Raw genomic sequence first — 15,659 nt, forward strand, 5'->3', positions numbered from 1 at the left:
AGATTAGACTAAACTATCAATGGAAAACACATCAAGCTTGGATTGCCTGAAATTACGTACACGACTCAAGACGGCATTCCCATTGCTGGAACCGCCCTCATTGGTATTGCCTTCAATGGTTTCAAAAATGTCGTCATCTATGGCCGAAATGATACCTGTGTGGACCCAGTCATTAGTCGCTTTTTGCAGCAGGAAAATATCGCCTGGTTTCGCTAAGGAGGGGTCTTTTCGAATTTGGGTATGTCGAATAAGGTTTTTCTTCTCTAATCCGATGGTACCTACTACGTCGCAACTGTAGGTTAGGGGCATAAGCTTTTTAAAATCTTTGCCCTGTGTCGAAGCTGCCTGATCGATGATGGACTGCACGAAACCCATGCACCAAAACCACTCGTCTCCCTCATTTCCATCCATGTACGACCGTACCCAGGGACCGGAATTAGCCCGCTGATTAATAATCAATTCAGATGGGCGATGCGGTAAATGATTTCTAGCAGCACTAACCACAAGTTCGCGCAAGTCTTTGCCAGTAGGCTTCTTGGTAAACGCACTGCGCAGGGGCGTCGAAAGCAGGTCAAATATCTCCTGATCAACATGGCCTGTTTGCTCGATGCCTTTTGCTCTCTGGAAATTTTTGACAGCCTGCTCGGTTGCTTTTCCAAAATCACCATCAATCGCTGTAGAGGTAGCCGAACCGGGGTTCAGCATGGAAAAGAGAGTCAGCCAAGACTGAATTTTACGAATATCTTTTTTGACATTGTTCGCACCGTTTCTTCGCTGGATCGCACTAATTGTAAGTTCATTTTGGAAGGCCGTTTTGTGCATGGTTACGGGAATTAAATTATTAAATAATCAGGTTGCGAGGCTACATACGATATAAAATCGCTTTGGCGGCCCAAAAAATTTCTTCAGGAAGCTTCTTAGATAAGTTAAAGATACCAGATTCGATATAAGACTATCTACCGTTTGATAAGTCGTACTACACATTTTACATTTGATAATTTTTTTAAATAATGAACTATATTTAGTCTGACTTCATTTTGCTTAAATAATCTTTGAACTTTTTTGCATGATCAAACAAATCTTGATTGTCAGATTTGAAAAAGAAATCCTTTTCTCCTATTAGTTTGCTTATTTCGTTCTGGATACTATTGTTGATTGTAATATCATTTGAGAATACATTGTTGACTTCAGCAATCAATTGATTTTTATAAGGTATTATCTTAACTGTATTTTCTATTTTACTTTTTATTTTATCTAAATCAAAAGCATAATTACTCCATATATTTAACGAGTATAAGCCAGGAAAGAAATCTAAAAAATCCCATTTTGTGATTCCTACGTATTTCGTCGCCGTACCGCCCGACTTGAGTCTGGTTACTAATTTGTGCTTAAAATCGAACTCTTCTTTTGAGCATATGAAACCGTAGATTATTGGAATTATATCAATGGTTTGTGTAATGAATGTTAATAGTTTATCTGTATTTTTTGCCTCTTTAAGTGATATTTTTATTGTCCAGATAGTTATGTTTTGGTCAGGTATGAAACTAACGTGAATAAGTGAGTTCTGATCTCCGCTTAAGAAAAAATCAAAATTTTCCGAATAGAGCAAAAATAGTTTATTTCTATTTATGGGAAATTGGTATTTGAATGGTTCAGAAGCTCCAAATGAAGATAATTTTGATAGATTAGTATTGATGTTGTCAATTAGTTTATCAAAAACTACATTATCAATCACTCCTTTTTCAAAGTATAAGTAAATGTAGATTTCTCGGATGTTATTGTTAGATGATTTCATAAATTGTTCCTCCTCTGGATAGTATTGCTTGTTGTAAAGGCTCTGATACGTGTGTTGACTCAACTGTTCCATCCTTTGAGTCTCTCACGACTAAATCAAATGTTTTGGCGGCTGGGAGCCAACTGTCAGAGTTAGGTAATTTAGCGAAAGTTCCATCGGCGATTTTTGCATTGTCTCGCATTTGCTCATCAAAAGAAATGGAAGCGACGTCTTTAACATCGCCTACAACCGTACGTGGTTTATAAATATCTGGAATGCGATTTCTCTTATCGCCATTACTATCTTTTTTGTCAAAGACATCAATAGCAATTTTCTGTAAACCAGAATTGCCCGATTCCTGCACATACTTATTCAGAGATGCCGCTTCACCTGATTTTCCGCGCTTGCGGGAGGCTCTGTGTTCGACATATATTACCATATCGCCCGGTACTTTATACTTTTTACCTTTATAAATATGTAAGAAATCGTTTACGTATCGATTAGAGACCCCTAGTTCTGTTTTTTCTAATTCATCCAGATTAGGAGTTGATTTGCCCTGCAACTCTTTTGGGCGTTTCTTTTTAGTAGGTCCCTTCTTCTTCTTTCGCTGTATATACTCAAAATCCCAGGTTTCTCCGCCGTCTACAACTGTGATTGAGCCGATAATAGTGCCATGATCGCGTTTGACGTTAGCAGCAATCTGGTCAGCCTCTGCTCTTGTGACTTCACCATCAGCAAGCTTTTGATTACCTTCCTGGTCGATCTCACCTAAAGCCGCTTCAATCGTGTCGTTTTTACCATCGGCTTTTTTATCCGCTTCGGTTAGGATCGCGTTGAATTTTACGGGTTTGGGATTGTGAATGCCTCGCGCCGAAGATGATACAACCCACTTGCTGCCTTGTTGCTCGATCGTATACGTAAGGCCACTGACGGCTTTTTCAATTCCGTTGAGTTGCGTTCGCAGATCGGCTTTCGTTATCGGATCTTTGATGCCTTTTAGTTTATTACCGCCCTGCTCAAACAATTTTGCGGCCTCCTGTTGTGCTTTCGGGTCGGGTTTGGCCGCCGTTGCCTTAGCGGGAGCGCCTTTCGCCGGATCGGATTTATCGCCCTTCTTTTTACCCGCTTTCGGATCGGGTAGTTCGGGTTTTGTTACGGTACCATCTTCTTTGAATTCACCTTTTCCCGGACCGCCTTCGCCCGTTTTGTCCGGTAATGTATCATCGACCATATTGGTCATGAACTTCGAGGGGTCGAACTCCGGTTTTTTGAACTCAACTTCCGGTACGTTGCCCGAACCTAGTACGTAGTCTTTAACCGTAGCACTCAGACCGATTGGGTCAGTAAGTGGCCATTGTTTGGCGAATAGCGGCCATGTCCATTTTTTATCGGAAAGCGGTGACCACCAGGGCGTCTCTACTTCGATGAAGAAATCGCCACCCAAGCCCAGCATGGGTTGAGCGACCATTTCGAGCGTACCGCTGATGTAGAATTCGCCAGGGTCGCGCCAGCCAATGGTTGGGCGAGCATCTGCATACGCCTGAACGCCAACATCGGCTTGAACACCCACGCCGAATTTCAGATCATGACTTAAAATTTCGATGCCTGCCCCCCCTTCAGCTCGTAAACGGAGGCCCGCGTAAGCCGAAATGTTGATCGAACCGGCGATCTGAATGTTCTTTTGAATAGTTGGATCGGTCGAATACGTACCAATCACTTCAATGTTATAGATTTTGGCTGGTCCCAGTTTGGCAATGGCATGGAGGCTGATGTTGGCGAACAGATTGAGGTTACCAACGACCGGGATACCGTAATAGGCCTTTGCTTCAAATTTAAATAGCTCTTTATCCCAATCTTTCTGCTTAAACAACTCTATTTCAGCAGGTGGGGCAATTTTGCCGATGACCGTAATGTCTCCCTTGCCATCTACAATGACGTTGACTGTTCCGGCGAACCATCCCGTCAAGTGGAATTGTAATTGTCCGGTAGCAGCCAGAGCCCGATCTTTTTTGCCTTCTTTCGGAACCGGAACCTCGGCGGGGGGCGTTGCCGTCTGCGCATTCTCTTTACCACCTGCAGCCGCAATGGCATCTTTGGCAAACGCATTGGCTGACTGTAAATCGGTGGCGATGAAGCTTATTTCACCGGATAATTTGTTCGCATTATAGGCCGCTTTTCCTTGGACATCAATGCTGCCATCTTCCTTGTAGCTGATCTTCGCGATCCCGCTAAAGTCTTTATAGTCAACTCCTAAACTTACTTCGCCAGTGAGATTCTCTTTGGTATTGTCTAAATGCAATTCACCCGAAACAACGCCTTTGATATTGACGGTAGCCGATGCGTCAATTTTGGGCTTATTGGTATTTTCTAACAGGAAATTGAAGCTGGCGTTCAGGAAACCACCAACTTCGACCTTAACATCATTAGCGCCAAGTTTCAACACGCCACCGCTGAATTCATTGACTAACGTCGGTAGGCGCTCACTAACCTTTAAACCCACGCCACCCAAAAGAGAAGAATTCTGTTTGATGGTATTGAACCACTCTTTTGGCCCATTCTGCCGGTTTGATACGTAGGCATCTTTTATGGATTCATTCTCAACGGTAAAGACCAGATAAAAACCGCCTGCCTGCCTAGTCCAGGCATTCGTCAGGAGCATAGAACCCTTACTCTTGCTATTAAAGTTGCCCCGTCTGTCTTTTCTGATTGTAACCCGCCCTTCTTCCGTTATGCCTTTGACAATCACCCTGACGTCCAATTCTTTACGGGGAGCCGCGTCAATCTCTGCCTTGACTTTATCCGAAAGGTTGAACGTACCTCCCGATAAATCAACCACTTCCGAGCTCAGCGCAGCAACCGGAGCAGGGGCAGTCGCTTTCTGAATCAGCGTATCGGTTGGGTTCGGTTTGGGCTTACGTTTTACACTCGCTCCCTGCTGCACGGTATGCGTTAGTTCGTGTGCCAGCAAGCGTTGACCCTCGGAAGTGGATGGATTATATTGTCCTTCGTTGAAATAAATGTCGTTGCCGTGCGTAAAAGCATAAGCGTTCAGATCCTGACTGAGTTGGCTGGCTTCGCTACCCGTGTGCACACGTACGCCCGAGAAATCAGCGCCCATAGCTGATTCCATTGGCGTCCGAACACTGTCTGATAGGGGAGAGCCGTTGCCTTTGGACGTATTGAGCCGGTCCGAGACATCGGAACTGGCCGTTTCGCCGGAATCAGCTTCTTTTTTCTGAATTTGCTCTTTCCGGTCACTCTCGTCCGACTTGCGCTGAACGGTATCCTCGGGTGGATCGGCGGCTGATTCAAAAATCGGTTTTCGCTGAAGTTTTTCGTCCGTCCGTTCTGGTTCGTCCTCTTTCTTCTGGAGTTTTTCCTCCGGTTCACTGCTGCTCTTCGGTTGTACGTTAGAACTGCTGCCTGGCACACCTGGAGTCGTCGACGGCGAGGCAGATGCCTGTCGATTAACGGGTTGCGGATTCGCTAGTTTAGCGACAACGTCATTGGCAACTGCATCAGCCTGTTGCTCAAAATGATCATTAGCGGGCCCAACTCTAAGTTTCGGCTGAATACGAGGCTGATTGAAAAAGGACGACTCCTGCGCTTGCTCTCCCCAGAACGACGTAGCATCACCACCTTTCGAGAAAAAAGGCTGGTTCGTCTGCGAACGCGCAGTAGTGGCCGATGGCGGGGCAAGCGTTTTCAAGGTTAGTTCAGTTCCTTTTTTGTGACTAATTGCGGAAAATCATCCAGCCACAATTAGCTATCATACATCGCTTAATACCATTCAACGTAGAGAAATTCATTCATCCAGCTGTGTTTAATGACGCCGATCCCCCAGGGCAACTGATCGAGGAGAATGTCGATGGTCTGTCGCTCAACCTGTAGTAACCAACCGTTGTCGCGTTTGGTCAACCGCCCATCTCGGTAAAAAAATCCTTCCCGTAAGCCAGCAACACTAGTTGAACCGAGCGCCGACCAATAGGCAATGACCATATCGAGCAAACTTTTTGCTTCAGCTTTCTCCCGTTTGGTTAGCCGGATAGAACCATCAATCGGTTGGTTGATTGGCCAACCCGCTAAAATTTTCGGTAGCCCCTGTTCATATTCCGGGGTTTTCGTTTTTCCTGTTGCCAGATAGTGGATCAACTGAACCGCTCGTCTATGATCTGATTGGCGATTGGGCTGTAAGCCGACTTCTGTAAAATAGGCTGACAAAAACGGATGCAGTAAAACGACCCCGGCGTTCGGAACGTAAAAGACCTCTCCTTCGTCAACGTCGGTATGAATAGGGTTATCAATGGGCATTCTCTCGGATACGTTGTCGGCTCGTCCGGCCTCCGTCGATTTCTCTACAGGCAATTCGGTTTCCGCATCGGCTGATTGGCTTACAGTTGCTCCAGAAGAGGAAATCTGGGATTGTTTGGCCAGAAAATTCGTAATAACTGTGCGGTGTTCCTCTACGATTTTTTCGAATAAGCTGACCAAAAGTTCACCCTCCGATACGTTACGAAAAGCCTCCCTAATAGCCTGCTGAAGTTGCGTTGTCTCGAAAACTATGTCAATTGACTTACCCACCCTCGATTTTTGAGCGCGAGTTTTCGGCTTTGCCTGCTGACGGTGTTGCTGCTGAAAAAAGCGGTCGAGGACCAGCGCCTGAGACGTAGCGCTAAAAGAACGCCTAGTAACTCGCTCCAGGAGTCGCTTAAAAAATTCGGTACTGTTAACCCACTGGCTGAGTTCAGACTGATACGTATCGGTGCTCAGTTTTTCGAAAACAAGCAGCCAGAATACAGACGTAGCGTTCTTTACTTCCACCAACGTAATGCCAATACATTTCTGCCACCACGTTACGGCGAACAAGCCTCGAAAGGCGGTTTGCCATCGAAGCAATTCCCGAGCGGAACGGCCCGTCATGGCTTCAGCAAGTTGCACCAGAAATGGATCGTCGTATTGCCGGACAAGCCGCTCAAGAGCTACCGGTTGAGTACGTAGTAACTGCCGGAAGGTCGATACAGCCACCGGCGACGTAGCAATCAAATCAAGCGCGGCCAGTTCCCATTCGACAGGAGTGGCTACGGAAAGACGTCGGTGACCTGTGCGGATGAAATCGAGCCAGGCCTCGAAACGATTGGCCGTTGGCGATACTTCCTGTACAGGTGCGTCGGTGGAGCGAGGAAACAAGCGTCGCCGGATAATTTCTTCCGCAATCATTCGACAAACGGATTGGGTTAGTTTCTCTTTCCAGTTTTTTTTTCCGACAGCAGGTAACTCGATGGCAATTCGGTCGAGCCGCACGACTGTATGAGGTTCTATAACAGCGTCGAGAGCCTGGTTTAGTTCGGGTAATAGGTCCTGCCAAAACCACTCACTTACTTCAGTTTGCAGGGCAACGCCATCCGTCTGCCGCGATGCATGGACATTGAGCGCTACGTTGCCGATAAGGTGATTCTGGGACATGAGTTTTTAGTTAGTCAATTGGGTTAAGCGATGGAAGGCTAGCCGTCACTGTTTTTTCGGCTATATCGATCAGTCCATCTCTTGATGCAGTAAGTTGAATCGTGAAAGTCTGTGGATCCGCTTCCCCGGCCACCCAGACAAATTTTTGACTGAACGTATTTTTGGCTTTCGATTTTAGTTTGCCATCTAGTTGCCAGCGATACTCATCCGCGTTTTCGGATTTATTTTGGAATATTAGTTTGATTTCAAACGGTTTGTGGGCATCAGTAAACGTGACTTTAATTTCATCTCCATTCTCTGACACATCTCCATTTTCTTGTGCGTCTACGGCGAAACTGGCTTTCGGTGGTGTCTGTTCTTTTTGGTTTATGACAACAATGGTCGTTTTCTCTACACTTTCCCGGCCATCTTTTTTGGCTGTCAACGTAACGAGATAATGCGTTGCGGGTAGGTTAGTAAGCGGGAAAAAATGCGCGTATTCATTTTGATGGTTATCGGCAGAAAGTCTTGTGCCATCGCCATTGCTGCCTTTAACGTGCCATTCGAGATCATTCTGATTTTCTGATGTACTGAACAAAACGAATGTTTCTCCTTCGTTCGGTTTAGTTGTTTGGGATTTGATCTCAAAATCAGCAATAACTGGTTTGGGTGTGGGCGGTTGCACCCAGTAAGGCAGACAAAAATCGCCCAGAATCGTATTGCCTTCGCCTGAAACAACGACAACGAACGTACCGCCAGACGGTACACCGCCCTGATGTTCAAGACCAGGATTTTGCCGGGCAAATTCGGTCAGCGATGGCACGTCATCCTGTCCACGCAGCGGCTTAACCAACACAACCTGGAAAGGTAAATTCAGTGAATCGCGCAGGTCTTCAAACTGATTTTTCTTCTTATCATTCAGCGTTATTTTTTGATTGACATGCCCCTCGATTCGGTAGAAATCAGATTCGTCAAAGAATGGCTGGTGCTGTAGTCGTTTTGTGCCGTCGTAACTAAGAATCAGTGCATCGAACTGACTGGCGGGGCGCCAGTTTTTTTGGAGCGCATCCGTTTTCAGATAAAACGGAATAGCCTGCATCCCGACCGGGAACGTAGCGCGTCGGGATGGCGTAATACGTAGCTCTTTTTTTGCCTCCGTGTCTAAACTGCCAAAATCAGCATTGATCAGCAGACTAATCAGGCGTTCATACAACTGGCGGGCGTACTCAAAATCGGTATCGGTCGTACCAGAGAAGATCGGGCGGTAGAACGGTGTGCGGACGTCATCAGAAAAGCCGCCGTTCGCGTCGAATTTCCCCAGAGCTAAGTGCTTCGGAAAACAGGTTTTGGGCGGAAGATTTGCCATGTGCCGGGTAAATGGCGTAGTGACAAATTCATTATAAGCCCGGATGATCAGGCGCAGGTAGTCGTAAAGGTATTGTCCATTGGTTTTAGGATGCAGTGCCGGTACGTCGAGCATACTGGCTGCATCTTTGCCCATACTGCCTAGTCCAAAGATCGTATCGGCAAGCCCGCATGTTTTTATTAATTCGTCCTTGATTCCTGGAAACGAAGTATTGAGACTGTTTTTGTACAGGTCGCTCAGGTTACTATCTCCGTCAGCATCAGGCAAGCTCAGACGAACCACCGTCGTCGATATAGGCGTAAAGGTGTTGGACTGATTCGTTGCTGTATTTGGTCCACAATCGAAAATCGCTGATAAACCCGGTAGAGATCCATTCCCTGACCAGACCTTATCATCAATGAGCAGGAATTTTGTTGTTACGTTGGCACGCTTCCCTTTATCGCAGGTCGCGCAGCCTTTCAGATCTTCAGCAACGACTTCAAAAAAAACGATTAGCCACTTATTGGCCAGAGTCTCGCTGGTGAGCGGGGTGCCAATGCTGTTGAGTTCCAGATGCTCTACGGTGTCATTTAATTCATCTGTTGTTGAGGGGCGATCCAGATAATCACCGAATGACTCGGCTTTGAATTCTCTTTTTATGATTTTAGATGCCGGGCTGGTACTATTTGTCAGTTCGACAGGCGTATGTGAGCAATACAGATGACCTTCCGACGTAACGCCAGCCCCCGCCTGAATGGTGATTGTATTTGTTTCGACAGTTACATGAAGCCCATATAAAATACCCATACCATGCAGGCAGGTCCGGGTATGCCGTACTTCGGCGTCAGCTCGGCGAAAGACGGCGTTTAAATCGCGGCTGCGTAGAGGTAAGCCTTTCTCGAAGAACGGAAATATGGTTGACGTGTCCATGAGCGTATCCTTGGTTCGTTTATGATCTGTTTGTCGATCAGTCTATTGTTGTTTCATCCAGTATAATAGGTGTCCCGTTGCAGTCATTTAGGATAGCCTGCGGGAAAGTATTCGTCAATTTTCCCAGTATGTCGACCAGACTACTCGTTTGCTCACTGAAGTCAATACTGGAGGGCTGGTCGATTTCCTGAAGCCAGCCGCGTAAACAGTCCTCAAAACGCTGCATCTGTCCAGGCGTAATCCAGACGATATTCAGCAGGATGTGAACCGGTGTTTCGCGACGCAGGGTGTTCTCAAAAAACTGCCTGAAATCCACTGACCGAAACCGACGCGACCAGTACGGCAGCACGACCGTTGCAGTCATGGAGTACGGATCACTGCCGGGGATATACGCATCGAAATCACTGATCAATCCTGGTTTTCTCAACTCCTCACGAACCTGAATCGGTAAAAGCTGACTGGCTGCGGTTGGCAGGAATTGACGAGGACGTAGTAAAATGTGTTCGACTACGTGAAACCCTTCTGAATCGACATACGATCGTGTACGTTTGATCGCTTGATTACAGAGCGAAAGAGTAGTATATCGGCGAGGATGGGTTGCCAGCACCTGAGCCGGATCGGTCAAAACAAGTGTTCGTGACTGATCGGCGGCCTGGTAACGACTATAGTTGGTTTTGTCGCTGAGCAAATTCTGGCAACGGGTAAGCCCTGCCTCAAGGTCGGATTCCTTGCCATAGCTGGTTACGCTCTCCCAGATTTCGTAATGCGGAAAGTCATGTTGCTGGGTCAGACCCGCCAGTTGGTATCGTTCAGTGCCAACAATAATCCGGATTTCAAATCCTCTGCCGCCATCGACCCGATCCACAATCAAGTCGGCGGGTAGTGCCACGTACAACTGCCGAACGGCCTCAACTAATTCGGCTTCGGATGCGTGTTGATCTTCGTCGTCATCGAAAACAAACCGTGATCCAGTTGTTTTGTCGAGTACGCCCAGCATGTATATACCCGACTCAACCACCACAAAAAGATTGGTTAATGGCTGTCGGGTCTGGCTGAACGCAGGGACCTTAGTCAGGATTTTGGCTAGCAGCTTTTTGGATTCGTCCGACGCAGCGAATCGATTTGTCCACGCTAAAAACAACTCATCACGCCGAATTTCCCGATCGGTATTGGTATGGAACGCACCCAGATGCCGCGCCAATGCATACGTATCGCTCACGAGCTGAAACCGGTACTGGCAACCATCGGTATAATCGATATACGGACGTACTACCCGCGTTTCGTCAGTAGCCTGGTACCGATTCAGAAAATTTTCGACCTGTTCCCAGCCGAGCGTATCGAGTTGATCGGTCTCCAGTTTCAGGTCAGCTTCGGCAGGGCTGACTTTCGGACCATCCGGGTTTGTCGTGGTTTTCGGGTTAATGACAAAGCTATCAGTGCTTTCTAACAGGACTTCAATCAGAGCAATCTGCCAGCCCTTGTTGCCGTCGCGGATGGGGGCATAATGACTCTCGAAACCGAGTATATCCGTAAAGGACATAAAGCCATCGAGGGCTTCCCACCAGGTCGGATAGGCGGTCGAGCTTCGCCAGTCGACCCGTTGATTCCGAGCGTTATATAGCTGGAAATAAATGCCATCGGTCGTCGTATAGAACGGAAACAGGCGGGCATAATCATGCCTTAGACCGATACCCTGCTGGGCGAGAATAGCGCTGTCGAAGAGCTCGCTGACGGCAATGGCCTGGTGCCCATCAGTTAAATCGATTCTGAATCTGGGTATCTGTGTCTGCTCATCGATTACGGGCTTGATGGAGTAGTTATCCAGACTCAGCGAAGCGGTTATGACGCGCATAAGGGTTTTCTCAAACCACTGCCGGGCTTCAGCCGCCGAAGTATACGAATCCGGGCTTTGCCATAGTATCCGTGTTTTGTCGCGGATAACCCAGTGGCCGTCCGGTGGTGTGGCTCCTTCGCCTACGACCAAATCGCTGTAGGGAGGAGTCTGACAGCGATTGGTTCGTATGAGCTGATCGGCGAATTTCTTTGCTTCATCACTCGTGGCAAACGATTGCTCGTAAACAGCGATGGGTGCATTGGCGTCGCGCACACGCCAGCGTCGGCTTGCTAAGTCCGGGGGCGGAAACTCATCGCCGGGGCAAACAAAAACATCTGAAATTTGCGTATAGGCTTCGTTTGTTGTTGTCAGGCAATTTATTATTTTGATTTTCAGTACGTTCCGTTCTGCATCTGTCAGGTAACTTTCAGGATGCTCAGCCAGAATCTGGTTATTGACCTTTAGCTGAAACGAAAAACTGCCCGGTTCGCCAATTGGATCAATATAGTCAGGCTGAAAGTTCACTAACTTGTCTCGAACCTTTTCCTCAAAGAATTGCCGGCTTTCGGCTTCGGTCGTATGCGTACTACCAGCAGGTTCACGAAGTATGGCTGACAGGCTACCCTCACTATTAGGGCAGAGCAGTTCAAACTGCCAGGAATCGCTACGTTCTTCGGCTTCGAACCGGATGCGGTGGGCGCAGCTCAGCGTCTGAATGTTGGTTAGTACGTCATTCCGTTCACCGACGGTATCATACAGCGATGGATGGGTTGCCAGTAAGTCTCCTGAGTTTAAGTGCTGCAGGCTAAAGCCGTGCGCACAGCCGTTATTAATCGTGTCATCGAGAAGCCATGCCCCTCCGCAGGCGGCTTCCAGCACCTCGTCGAACGCCATTTCGGCTTCGTCGGCAGTGTCAAACAACCGAACATCCCGGAGCCCTATCTCGTTCTCCGTTTCATTGTCCATTAGTTGGGTATAGAACTGGGCTGGCTTCGTATCGAGCTGTACGGTATACTGATAAGGTAATTGCTGAATGTCGTCTCTGAACTGTTCGGCTTCCGGTAACGTAGCAACGGGCTGCGTCTGGGCAAGCACTACCTGAACTGTATGCGGCCGCTCATCCAGTTGCGCCGATGGGTACGTCCGAAGTTCGATCAACTGAACCGAGAACGTATCGTCGTTGTGGTGGTGTATTCTGACCGTACGGGCCTCTTTTGGCAACGTCATCGCCCGATCCGCTGCGGCCTGCGTTTGTTTGGCTGTTTTGAACAAATGGATACTTTGCAACTGGTTTCCTTTCGGTAACGGAATCGTCCAGTAATGACGGACTGGCGTCGACTGAATGAGGAGACGCAGGGGATTATTGGCAAAAAAACGAACGGTTTGCTCAATGGCCTCATTCCGCTTTTCGGCTGTCGAATAATAGTTCGGATGCGTAGCCAGTACATCGCTTAGGTTAGCGTTTTTCGTGCCTTTGGGCTGGCTACGTAGCTGAAAGCCAAAGCCTTTTGCGCTACGGGCTAATGGCTGATAATAGTCTTTATGAGCGGCTGTCCGACGAATGATGAGCGCCATCAGTCGAGCTTCAGCCTGTGTATATGTAGCAGCGACGGACCGGAAAATGGGGCTACCATCCGGTTTTAGTACGTTTGCGTAAAACCCTTTCTGTTGCGGTACAAAATCAACCGGTAGCCGATTGGCATCGCGCGTTACGAGCCGCGTATATCGTAGCATGGCATCGCGGGCCTCCGGTGTGCCATACGTATCGGGATGAACAGCAACGACACAACCCGCCTGATCTGTCATACGAAACCCAAACACGTGTTCCGTCTCGCAGCGCGTAGGGACAAAAGCATTGGGGCTTTTAACAGCCTCTTGAATCGTATGCTGAAAATCGGCAAGTTCGCCAATTCGGCTTGGTTGAGGGGACTGCAACAGGGTTAGGCCCTGCCGGTCATGAACGAAAAACTGCCTCCGTACGGCCTCATCGAGTTCAAAGAAATTGAGTTGTTTGGTGGGCTTGTTCGCTGGTCGATTGAATCCCAGCATCGTGGCCAGACGGTTTTCAAGTCCACTGCTGTTTTTCCATTGCCAGTATTTTTCCGGTGGCAAATGCTGGTTAAATCCACGGCTCCGATTGCGGCTGATCTTGGGGTACGCTTCGATAAACCGAGCTTTATCGCGGGCCATTGTTTCGGCAGACGGTGGTTGTGCGCTGTTTTTGTTCAGACCGAACATCAGCAGGGTGTAATCCGTAAAATCTTCGGCAAACCGGGCGAGTAAGTGGTCGAACAGGTTATTTTTCCGCCGGAGATAGTCGGACTGGCTTTCGGTGATCTGCCGCATAATCTGCCCGAAATCAGCAGTCCAGCGAAACACCCAGTCGAAGGTATAGTGATGTTCCTCTGCCATACGTTTCTCCCGGCTCAGATAGCTGGATTCCAACGTAGCTAAAAAACGAACCATGCCCAGAGCGGCTTCAGCATCGTCTTCCGTTGCGTAGGTTTTCTGACTGCGCAGGACTACCGGATGAAGCCCCTGACTGATGATCTGGAAATAGAAACGCCCATTGTCTGGATTTTTCGGAAACGATCTATCGACCGAATCTTCATCGAAGGCCTTGATGATTTGAATCAGAGCTGTGTCGCGTTCTGCTGGGGTGCCAAAGACACGCCGTTGTTGGGTGGTCGGATCAATAACTTTAGCGATACGTTCCCCTTCTGAGAAAAAACGGCTGATTGGGTTTCCAGGAACGGGTGCAACCGAATAAGGAAGCAGTTTCTCTAAAAACGCTACGTCGGATAAGCTGCCGTTGGCTAAGACACTGTCGGTTACTGGATCGAGTTTCGTTGAAAATAGACTACGTACGTTGGCTAACTGCGACAGATAATTGGCCAGTAACTGATCGAAAAATAACAGATAACCTTTCAATTGCAGCGCCTGAGCATGCCGCTGGCGTTCGTCGGCCGTGTTGGCGTTTGCCGGAAAAGATACTCCACTCGTGCCGTAAACTGCGGGCAGGTCGTTCTGAATGCTGAAATGATACCCCAGCCCATCGGTAAGGCTGGTATTACGCTCGTCTACCGGCTCATTTCGGTATGTGCCGAGTGTAATGGGTAGATCGAGTTCTGTGGGCTTTTTTGGCACTTTAAGCCGATTGGCTATCTTTTTGGCAAAGAATTTCAGCACGCGATCCGTATCAATACTGTAGACTACGTTCCGTTTACTGAGTACCAGCGAATTGATGGACTTTAAGGCGTCTAAGACGGGGCGGAACGTATCGGGGGTTAAGGGTAATATCCACTCTTCACCTTCCAGATTCGTACCGTTTGTCAGATTGACAAGGCGCAGGTTCTTGACAGCCGTGATCCCATCGATGCCGAGTAAAACGCGGTAGATGTCGGATACATGAATGACCTGCCGACGTTCAGCATTTTCTAGTTGCTTCGTATCGATAAAACCGAAACTGTCTTTTAGTTTTAATGGTAGCCCCTCAAAAATTTCGTCGGTTGTAGCGCCTTTTGCCAGCATTTCATTAATGGTATAAAACGAAATGGTTGGCGACAGAAACTCCTGGACCCGATCCAGGATGTTGAGCATTACGTCGTCGGGCAGGGCGTTGGTTGTCAGCTCAATTTCGCCACACAGGCTGATTTTCTCGTCGCGTAACACACGGATAGCCAGGTAGTCTTCACAAAGGTTACGGTGGGCGTGGAGTTTTTCGGAAACCTGAGCCAGAATCCGGTTTGTTACGCTCGTTGCTGTCTCGCCGTTGGCTTCCTGTTGAGCCAGGTAAGCATCGTCTAGTTCGAGTAGTACGTTGTACAGGCCATTGACGTAAATGCGGGGCTCCTCTTTACTAGTTGAAGCAATCATTTTTAACTGCCTGGTTTCCAGGTCGATAATCAAAGCCGGTTCGTCGGGGTTAGCCTCATCGGTTGGACCAACTACCGACAACCATGCATTCCGAACGCCCGCTGTATCCACCAGAAGTTTGCGTAGATCCAGAATCGTTAATGGGTTACAACTCAGGCTATGCGCTGCCGTCGGGAAATTGTCATCAACCGTTGACGTTATGTTGGCAGAACTAGATAGCGGTTGGGCCAGCAGATCCCGAATGTCGAGGTTCGTTCGATAGCCCAGATCGGTGAGGGCGTAACACAGGAGTTCGAGAATCGTGATGCCCGGATCGTGGCTATTGTGGTCTGTCCAGGTCTGACCCGCTAACGCCTGAATATGGCTGATCCCCTCGGCACGCAGGCGATCAAAGTCAAGGTATTCAGGAAATTTCCGAACCTTTTTTGGGGTGATTGTTCGTGCCGTAGTCATAGGGC

At 48.0% G+C, this 15,659-nt stretch carries 6 protein-coding genes; all 6 read right to left on the reverse strand.

What is annotated here, in order from left to right; genetic code table 11:
- Positions 1-3: 3 nt before the first annotated feature.
- Positions 4-822, reverse strand: coding sequence for a peptidoglycan-binding protein (locus IC230_RS09840; protein WP_191038818.1), 819 nt, complete (start codon positions 820-822; stop codon positions 4-6).
- A 199-nt stretch (positions 823-1,021) separates the two neighbouring features.
- Positions 1,022-1,795 carry a hypothetical protein gene (locus IC230_RS09845; protein WP_191038819.1) on the reverse strand — a complete coding sequence of 258 codons (774 nt, stop codon included), beginning with the start codon at positions 1,793-1,795 and terminating at the stop codon, positions 1,022-1,024.
- Positions 1,782-5,483, reverse strand: a complete 3,702-nt coding sequence (locus tag IC230_RS09850; protein ID WP_223860573.1) for an eCIS core domain-containing protein — start codon at positions 5,481-5,483, stop codon at positions 1,782-1,784. Before IC230_RS09850 ends, IC230_RS09845 begins: the two co-directional genes overlap by 14 nt.
- 71 nt (positions 5,484-5,554) lie before the next feature.
- Positions 5,555-7,237 carry a contractile injection system tape measure protein gene (locus tag IC230_RS09855; RefSeq protein ID WP_191038820.1) on the reverse strand — a complete coding sequence of 561 codons (1,683 nt, stop codon included), beginning with the start codon at positions 7,235-7,237 and terminating at the stop codon, positions 5,555-5,557.
- A 10-nt stretch (positions 7,238-7,247) separates the two neighbouring features.
- Positions 7,248-9,491, reverse strand: coding sequence for a hypothetical protein (locus IC230_RS09860; RefSeq protein WP_191038821.1), 2,244 nt, complete (start codon positions 9,489-9,491; stop codon positions 7,248-7,250).
- 37 nt (positions 9,492-9,528) lie between these two features.
- Positions 9,529-15,654, reverse strand: coding sequence for a hypothetical protein (locus tag IC230_RS09865; protein ID WP_191038822.1), 6,126 nt, complete (start codon positions 15,652-15,654; stop codon positions 9,529-9,531).
- Positions 15,655-15,659 lie beyond the last annotated feature (5 nt).

The organism is Spirosoma validum (genome assembly GCF_014699035.1).
GTDB lineage: Bacteria > Bacteroidota > Bacteroidia > Cytophagales > Spirosomataceae > Spirosoma > Spirosoma validum.